This window comes from Streptomyces sp. WM4235 (assembly GCF_001279725.1).
GTDB lineage: Bacteria > Actinomycetota > Actinomycetes > Streptomycetales > Streptomycetaceae > Streptomyces.
Genome location: NZ_LGDE01000445.1, coordinates 24355 through 31146 on the forward strand (window position 1 = coordinate 24355; position 6792 = coordinate 31146).

Annotated in this window: 8 protein-coding genes; 6 read left to right on the forward strand and 2 right to left on the reverse strand. The window is 72.6% G+C overall.

The annotated features are described in order from the left end of the window. Positions 1-108 precede the first annotated feature (108 nt). The 5 genes from ADK55_RS30005 (at position 109) to ADK55_RS30025 (ending at position 5056) form a co-directional block, all read left to right on the forward strand. Positions 109-924: an ABC transporter permease gene (locus ADK55_RS30005; RefSeq protein ID WP_053683107.1), complete on the forward strand. Its 816-nt coding sequence runs from the start codon at positions 109-111 to the stop codon at positions 922-924. A 94-nt stretch (positions 925-1018) separates the two neighbouring features. Then, complete coding sequence (locus ADK55_RS30010; protein WP_053683122.1) at positions 1019-1789, forward strand: ABC transporter permease; 771 nt, start codon at positions 1019-1021, stop codon at positions 1787-1789. A 7-nt stretch (positions 1790-1796) separates the two neighbouring features. Beyond that, positions 1797-2768 carry an ABC transporter ATP-binding protein gene (locus ADK55_RS30015; protein ID WP_053683108.1) on the forward strand — a complete coding sequence of 324 codons (972 nt, stop codon included), beginning with the start codon at positions 1797-1799 and terminating at the stop codon, positions 2766-2768. 126 nt (positions 2769-2894) lie between these two features. Continuing rightward, complete coding sequence (locus ADK55_RS30020; protein ID WP_053683110.1) at positions 2895-3569, forward strand: DUF1707 SHOCT-like domain-containing protein; 675 nt, start codon at positions 2895-2897, stop codon at positions 3567-3569. A gap of 113 nt (positions 3570-3682) precedes the next feature. Further along, complete coding sequence (locus ADK55_RS30025) at positions 3683-5056, forward strand: DUF445 domain-containing protein (RefSeq protein WP_078999574.1); 1374 nt, start codon at positions 3683-3685, stop codon at positions 5054-5056. An 80-nt stretch (positions 5057-5136) separates the two neighbouring features. On the opposite strand, the gene ADK55_RS30030 is transcribed toward ADK55_RS30025, so the two are convergent. Continuing rightward, positions 5137-5436: a hypothetical protein gene (locus ADK55_RS30030; protein WP_053683112.1), complete on the reverse strand. Its 300-nt coding sequence runs from the start codon at positions 5434-5436 to the stop codon at positions 5137-5139. A gap of 112 nt (positions 5437-5548) precedes the next feature. Further along, positions 5549-5725, reverse strand: coding sequence for a hypothetical protein (locus ADK55_RS38875; RefSeq protein ID WP_159041601.1), 177 nt, complete (start codon positions 5723-5725; stop codon positions 5549-5551). 219 nt (positions 5726-5944) lie between these two features. Between ADK55_RS38875 and ADK55_RS30035 the strand changes: the two genes are divergently transcribed. Next, on the forward strand, positions 5945-6481 hold the full coding sequence (locus ADK55_RS30035) for a GNAT family N-acetyltransferase (protein WP_234350314.1): 537 nt from the start codon (positions 5945-5947) through the stop codon (positions 6479-6481). Positions 6482-6792 lie beyond the last annotated feature (311 nt).

The window sequence follows — 6792 nt, forward strand, 5'->3', positions numbered from 1 at the left end:
ACTGATTCCGCGCCGGACGGGCATAAATCGGTCGCGTGGATCGCCCCTCCGCACTAAGCTCGCGCGCTTTGGCCGACACAGGAACGACGTGGGAAACGGAGGGATACGGTGCGTCAGAGAGCTGCTCTCTACACGGCCGTCGCAGCCGGCGGATTCCGGCGCTACGCCACCTACGGGACGGCGACCGCGGCCGGTGTGTTCACCAACACCGTGTTCGGTTTCATCGTCGCGTACACGTACATGGCGCTCTGGGACGAGCGCCCCGGCCTCGGCGGGTACGACCAGGCCGAGGCCCTCACCTTCGTCTGGGTCAGCCAGTCGCTGCTGGCGGCCGGGGCGCTCATCGGGGGCGGGTTCCAGGAGGAGATCCAGGAGCGGGTCCGCACGGGGGACATCGCCGTGGACCTGTACCGCCCGGCGGACCTCCAGATGTGGTGGCTCGCCTCCGACCTGGGCCGGGCCGCCTTCCAACTGCTGGGGCGCGGGGTGCTGCCGATCGTGGCGGGCGCGCTCGCGTTCCGGCTGGCGCTGCCGACCGACCCGTGGCGCTGGGCGCTCTTCATGGTGTCCGTGATCCTCGGACTGGTGGTCGGCTTCGGGGTGCGCTACCTGCTCGGGCTGGCCGCCTTCTGGCTGATGGACGGGGCCGGGATCAACCTGATGGCGACCGTCGTGTCGATCTTCTGCTCGGGGATGCTGCTGCCGCTGACGATCTTCCCCGGCGCCTTCGGGGAGTTCGTCCGCGCCCTGCCGTGGGCGGCGATGCTCCAGGTGCCGATGGACGTGTTGATGGGCAAGCACTCCGGGGCCGGGGGCGCCGCCGGGGCGCTCGGGTTCCAGGTGTTCTGGGCGGTCGTCCTGCTGGGGCTGGGGCGGCTGGTCCAGTCGGCGGCGACGCGCAAGGTGGTGGTCCAGGGTGGCTGAGACGACGCTGGAGCGGCCGCCGGTCGGACTGTCGGACCTCCCGCGACGCGGTCGGGTGCGGGAGGGGCTGCGGGGCTACCGGCTGATCGCGGCGATGTGGATCCGCTCGACGATGACGTACCGGGCGTCGTTCCTGCTGTCCACCTTCGGGAACGCGGTGATCACCCTGCTCGACTTCGTGGCGATCTCCATCATGTTCTCGCACGTGGACGCGCTGGGCGGCTTCACCCTGCCCGAGATCGCCCTGCTGTACGGGTCCTGCTCGGCCTCCCTGGGCCTCGCGGACCTGCTGCTGGGCAACACCGACCGGATCGGCGTCCGGATCCGGGACGGCTCGCTCGACACGATGCTGGTGCGGCCGGTGCCGGTGCTCGCGCAGGTGGCGGCGGACCGGTTCGCGTTGCGACGGGTGGGTCGGATCGCCCAGGGGCTCGGTGTGCTGACCTGGGCGCTCTGGACACTGGGCCCCCAGGTGGCGTGGACGCCCGGGAAGGTGCTGCTGGTACCGGTGATGATCACGGCCGGGGCGGCGATCTTCGGGGCGGTGATGGTGGCCGGGGCGGCGTTCCAGTTCGTCGCGGGCGACGCGGCGGAGGTGCAGAACTCCTTCACCTACGGCGGCTGCACGATGCTCCAGTACCCGCCGACCGTCTTCGCGAAGGACCTGCTGCGCGGGGTGACCTTCATCGTGCCGCTGGCCTTCGTCAACTGGCTGCCCGCACTGCACGTGCTGGGGCGGCCCGACCCGTTGGGCCTGCCGGGATGGGTGGCCTACCTGAGCCCCCTGGTGGCCTTCGTGGTGTTCCTGCCCGCGTCGCTCGCGTGGCGCGCGGGAGTTCGTTCGTACCGCAGCACGGGGAGTTGAGGCAGGGATGGCAACGGACACGTTGATCTCGCTGGACGGGGTCGAGAAGGTCTTCGACGTACGACGCCGCGTGGGCCTGGTACGTCGGGAGAAACGCCGGGTCAGGGCCGTGGACGGGATCAGCTTCGAGATCGCGCGGGGCGAGGTCGTCGGCTACATCGGACCGAACGGCGCCGGCAAGTCCACCACGATCAAGATGCTGACGGGGATCCTCACCCCGAGCGCCGGCCGGCTCCGCGTGGCCGGCATCGACCCGGCACGGGAGCGGATGCGGCTCGCGCACCGGATCGGGGTGGTGTTCGGGCAGCGCACCACGCTCTGGTGGGACCTGCCGCTGAAGGACTCCTACGGGCTGATGCGGCGGATGTACCGGATCCCGGCGGCGCGGTTCAAGGAGAACCTGGAACGCTGCGTGGACCGGTTGGACCTGGCCGAGCTGCTCGACGTACCGGTACGCCAACTGTCGTTGGGGCAGCGGATGCGCGGTGACATCGCGGCGGCGCTGCTGCACGATCCGGAGGTGTTGTACCTGGACGAGCCGACGATCGGGCTCGACGTGGTGAGCAAGGCGAGGGTACGCGGGTTCCTGCGGCAGTTGAACGAGGAACTGGGCACGACGGTCCTGCTGACCACGCACGACCTCCAGGACATCGAGCAGCTCTGCGAGCGGGTGATGGTGATCGACCACGGGCGGTTGATGTACGACGGTCCGCTGGGCGGGTTGCACACGTCGGTGGCCGGCGGGGCGGGCGAGCGGACGCTGGTGGTGGACCTGGAACGGGAGGTCCCGCCGATCGAGGTGGTCGGGGCGCGGGTGGTGCGGGTGGACGGGCCCCGGCAGTGGCTGGCGTTCCCCGCGCAGGCGTCGGCGGCGCCGCTGGTGGCGGCGGTGGCGGCGCAGTACCCGCTGGTGGACCTGTCGGTGCGCGAGCCGGACATCGAGGACGTGATCGCGCGGATGTACGCGGGCCGGGGGTGACGCCTCGTCCACGGCGCGGGGGCGGGGGCGCACGCCGCGGGTCCGGGGCGACTCAGGGTAAAGCCCGGGTGCGGTGGGCCGCTCGGGCCATACAACTCGCCGCGATCACTGCATAGGCTGGGCCACATGAGTGACGATCGGTCGGAGAGGCCGTTGCCGGAACTGAGGGCGTCCGATGCCGACCGGGACCGGGTGGTGGAGCGCCTGCGGGACGCCGTCGCCGAGGGCCGGCTGGACATGGAGGAGTTCGAGGAGAGGCTGGAGGCGGCGTACGCGTCCCGTACCTACGGTGAGTTGGAACCGCTGACGCGCGACCTGCCCGCCGTGCCGGGGGCCGTGGCCCCCCTGGCGTCCGGGCAGCCCGCGCCCGCGGGTTCCGGTGTCGCGTGGCCCGCGCGGATCGGCGGCTCGGGCACCTCCGCCACGGCCGTCGCCGTGATGTCGGGGTTCCAGCGCAAGGGGCACTGGACGGTGCCCGCCCGCTTCAACGCGGTGGCGTTCTGGGGCGGCGGCGAGCTGGACCTGCGGGAGGCGAACTTCGCCCAGCGAGAGGTGGTGATCACCTGCGTCGCCGTCATGGGCGGGATCCAGATCATCGTGCCGCCGGGCGTGGAGGTGGACGTTCGGGGCATCGGGGTGATGGGCGCCTTCGATCAGCGCCCGAGCTCCGAGCGGGCGGAACCGGGGGCTCCGCGGGTGGTCGTGAACGGCTTCGCCTTCTGGGGCGGGGTCGAGATCAAGGTCAAGCCGCCGAAGACGCCCAAGCAGGCGCGCGGCGGGCGGCCCCGCAAGGAGCTGTAGGCGTTCCTCGCGGATCTTGCCGGGGAGGTTCGCCCGGATCGCCGACGGTCCTCCCTCGGGGGGATCGGTACGGCGCGCCGGGAACTCCTCGGACCTCCCGGGAGTCGGATGCTATGCAGACAAAACCGGCCACCGGGGGAAGGCAGGAGCACGTGGAAGACGTGGACAACCGCGACAGGGCGCACGCCGGGGCCGCGGCACCGGCCGCACCACCCGCCCGAGGCGCGTTCGTGTTCAACGCGGCGGACGAGGAGCGGCAGCGCGGCGTACGCCGGATGAAGGCCACCGCCACCGGCCTGCTGGTCCTGGTGGCACTGGTCTACGTGCTCGCCACATGGGCGGAGCACAGGGGCGCGGGCGCCTGGGCCGGGTATGTGGCGGCGGCGGCCGAGGCGGGCATGGTCGGCGCGCTCGCCGACTGGTTCGCGGTCACCGCGCTGTTCCGGCGACCGCTGGGCCTGCCCATCCCGCACACCGCGATCATCCCGACGAAGAAGGACCAGCTCGGCGTCTCCCTCGGGGAGTTCGTCGGGGAGAACTTCCTCTCCGCGGAAGTGGTGCGGGCCCGCCTCGGCGCGCTCGGGATCGGCGGCCGGCTCGGATCCTGGCTGGCGGAGCCCGCCCACGCCGACCGGGTCACGGCGGAGTTGGCCACCGCGCTGCGCGGGGCGCTGACCGTCCTGCGCGACGCCGACGTCCAGGCCGTCGTCGGCGAGGCGATCACCAGACGGGCCGAGAGCGCCGAGATCGCGCCCGGCATCGGAAAGATGCTGGAGCGGGTCGTCGCGGACGGCGGGCACCACCGCGGCGTCGACCTGATCTGCGTCAAGGCGCACGACTGGCTCGTGCTGCACGGGGACTCGGTCATGGACGCGGTACAGGGCGGTGCCCCCGGCTGGACCCCCCGGTTCGTCGACCGCAAGATCGGCGACCGGGTGTACAAGGAGCTGCTGCGCTTCGTCACCGAGATGCGGGACATGCCCGAGCACCCGGCACGGGGCGCGGTGGACCGGTTCCTGAAGGACTTCGCGGTCGACCTGCAATCGGACACCGACACCCGGGCACGGGTCGAGCGGCTCAAGAACGACGTCCTGTCCCGGGGCGAGGTGCAGGACGTGATCGCCTCGGCCTGGACCGCGATCCGGTCGATGATCCTCTCGGCGGCCGAGGACGAGCAGAGCGAACTGCGCCTGCGGGTGCGGTCCTCGTTGATGTCCCTGGGCGCGCGGCTGGCCACGGACGGCCGGCTCCAGGCCAAGCTGGAGGGCTGGATCGAGGGCGCGCTGGTGTACGTGGTCACCACCTACCGGACGGAGGTCACCTCGTTGATCACCGACACGGTGGCGGGATGGGACGCGGAGCACACCTCGCGGAAGATCGAGGCGCACATCGGGCGCGACCTCCAGTTCATCCGGATCAACGGCACGGTCGTGGGCGCGTTGGCGGGACTGCTCATCTACTCGGTGTCGAAGGCGTTCGGGGCGTAGGCCGTCTCTTTCGGACCTTGCCGGGGCGGGCCTGGGCCCCGTCCTGGGCCCCGCACTCCGGCCGGGCTCAGGGGGGCGGCTCAGCCCCGGTCGGCCACGACCCAGGCGGCCGCCGCGACCACGCCCGCCGCGCCGAACACGGCCGGCCAGGCGCCGACCTTCTTGGCGAGGGGGTGGGAGCCCGCGAAGCCGGCCACGTACAGCGCCCCGAGTCCGGCCGCGGCGGGCGCGCCGGCCCGCCGGTGCCAGCCACGGCCGGCGGCGATCCCGGCCGCGCCGAGGACGACCCCGCCCAGGGGGCGCTTCCCGGTCCACCGGGCCACGGCGTAGCCGCCCACCAGTCCGGCCGCCGCCACCAACGAGGTCGGTACCCGCTCCATGTGTCCCACTCCCTCTGCGCGTTCTGACGTAGTCGCCCCGCACGGTCCGTTCAGTCCGGCAGTCCGGCAGTCCGGCAGTCCGGGGAACCATGCGTACGGTTGTCCGACGAGGCTAACGCGAGCGCCTGGCCATCCGACGGGCACCCAGCGCCCCGCACACCATCGCGATCCCGCCGATCACCGAGTCCGGCACCGCGGCCTGCACCGAAGGCGGCAGCAACGCCACGCAACCGAGCACGAGGAGGAAGGCCAGGGCGCACCCGCCGGCCGCTCGAAACAGTCTGTCCACGGCTGGACAACGCGCCGTCCGGTTTCCCGACACGGAGACCGGGGAGGGGATTTGTCGCACACTCTCCTGATCCGCGTGATGCCCGTCCCGGCAACCCGAAGCGCATAAATTCGCTCTCCCAAGACAAACGGGAGATTCCCCACCACAGCCCTCGGGTGTCTGTGCCCGCGGGATCCGCCACCCCACCGCCCCACCCTCGACATCAGGAGCCCGGACATCGTGATCTGCTACGGACAGGCCGTCCTCGACCTCGCGGACGAACTGGTCGACGCCTACGCCGACGTCTTCTCCGCCCCACCGTGGAACGAGGATGAAGAAACCATTCGCCTGTTCGCGGCCCGCCTCCCGGCCGACGCCCGGCGCCGTGGTTTCCGTACCGCCCTCGCCCAGTCCGCGACCGGCATCGACGGCTTCGCCACCGGCTGGCTCACCCCGAACGCCTTCCCCAAGAACCGCGCGTACGCCCAGGTCGCCGCCCAGCTCGGACCGGCCCGGGTCAAGGAACTCCTCACCGGCGCGCTGGAGATAGACGAACTCGCCGTACGCCCCCACGCGCGCGGCCGCGGCACCGGCCGCGACCTGCTCACCGAGATCACCGCCGACGCCCCCGACCGGCGCGCCTGGCTGCTGACCTCCCGGCTCGCCCACGACACGGTGGCGACGTACCGGCGCCTGGGCTGGCACGAGGTCACCGCGCTGCCCGGCACCGAGACCGGCGTCGTCGTCTTCCTGGCCCCGGACCACCCGAACCGCTGATCCCGACCCGGCCCGGGGGTGGGCCGCACCGCCACCGGGCAGGTCCGCCCCATGACCACCACGCAGCGGACCCGCCCGACCCCTCCGAGCCGACCTGGCCGCGCGCCCTCGCCGAGCCGGGCGCCCTCGCCGAGCCGGGGGACCCCTCCGCCCTCGCCGAGCCGGGGGACCCCTCCGCCCTCGCCGAGCCGGGCGCCCTCGCCGAGCCGGGGGACCCCTCCGCCCTCGCCGAGCCGGGCGACCTCGCCGAGCCGGGGGACCCCACCGCCCTCACCGAGCGGCGCCGCCCCACCGACCCCACTGACCCACCC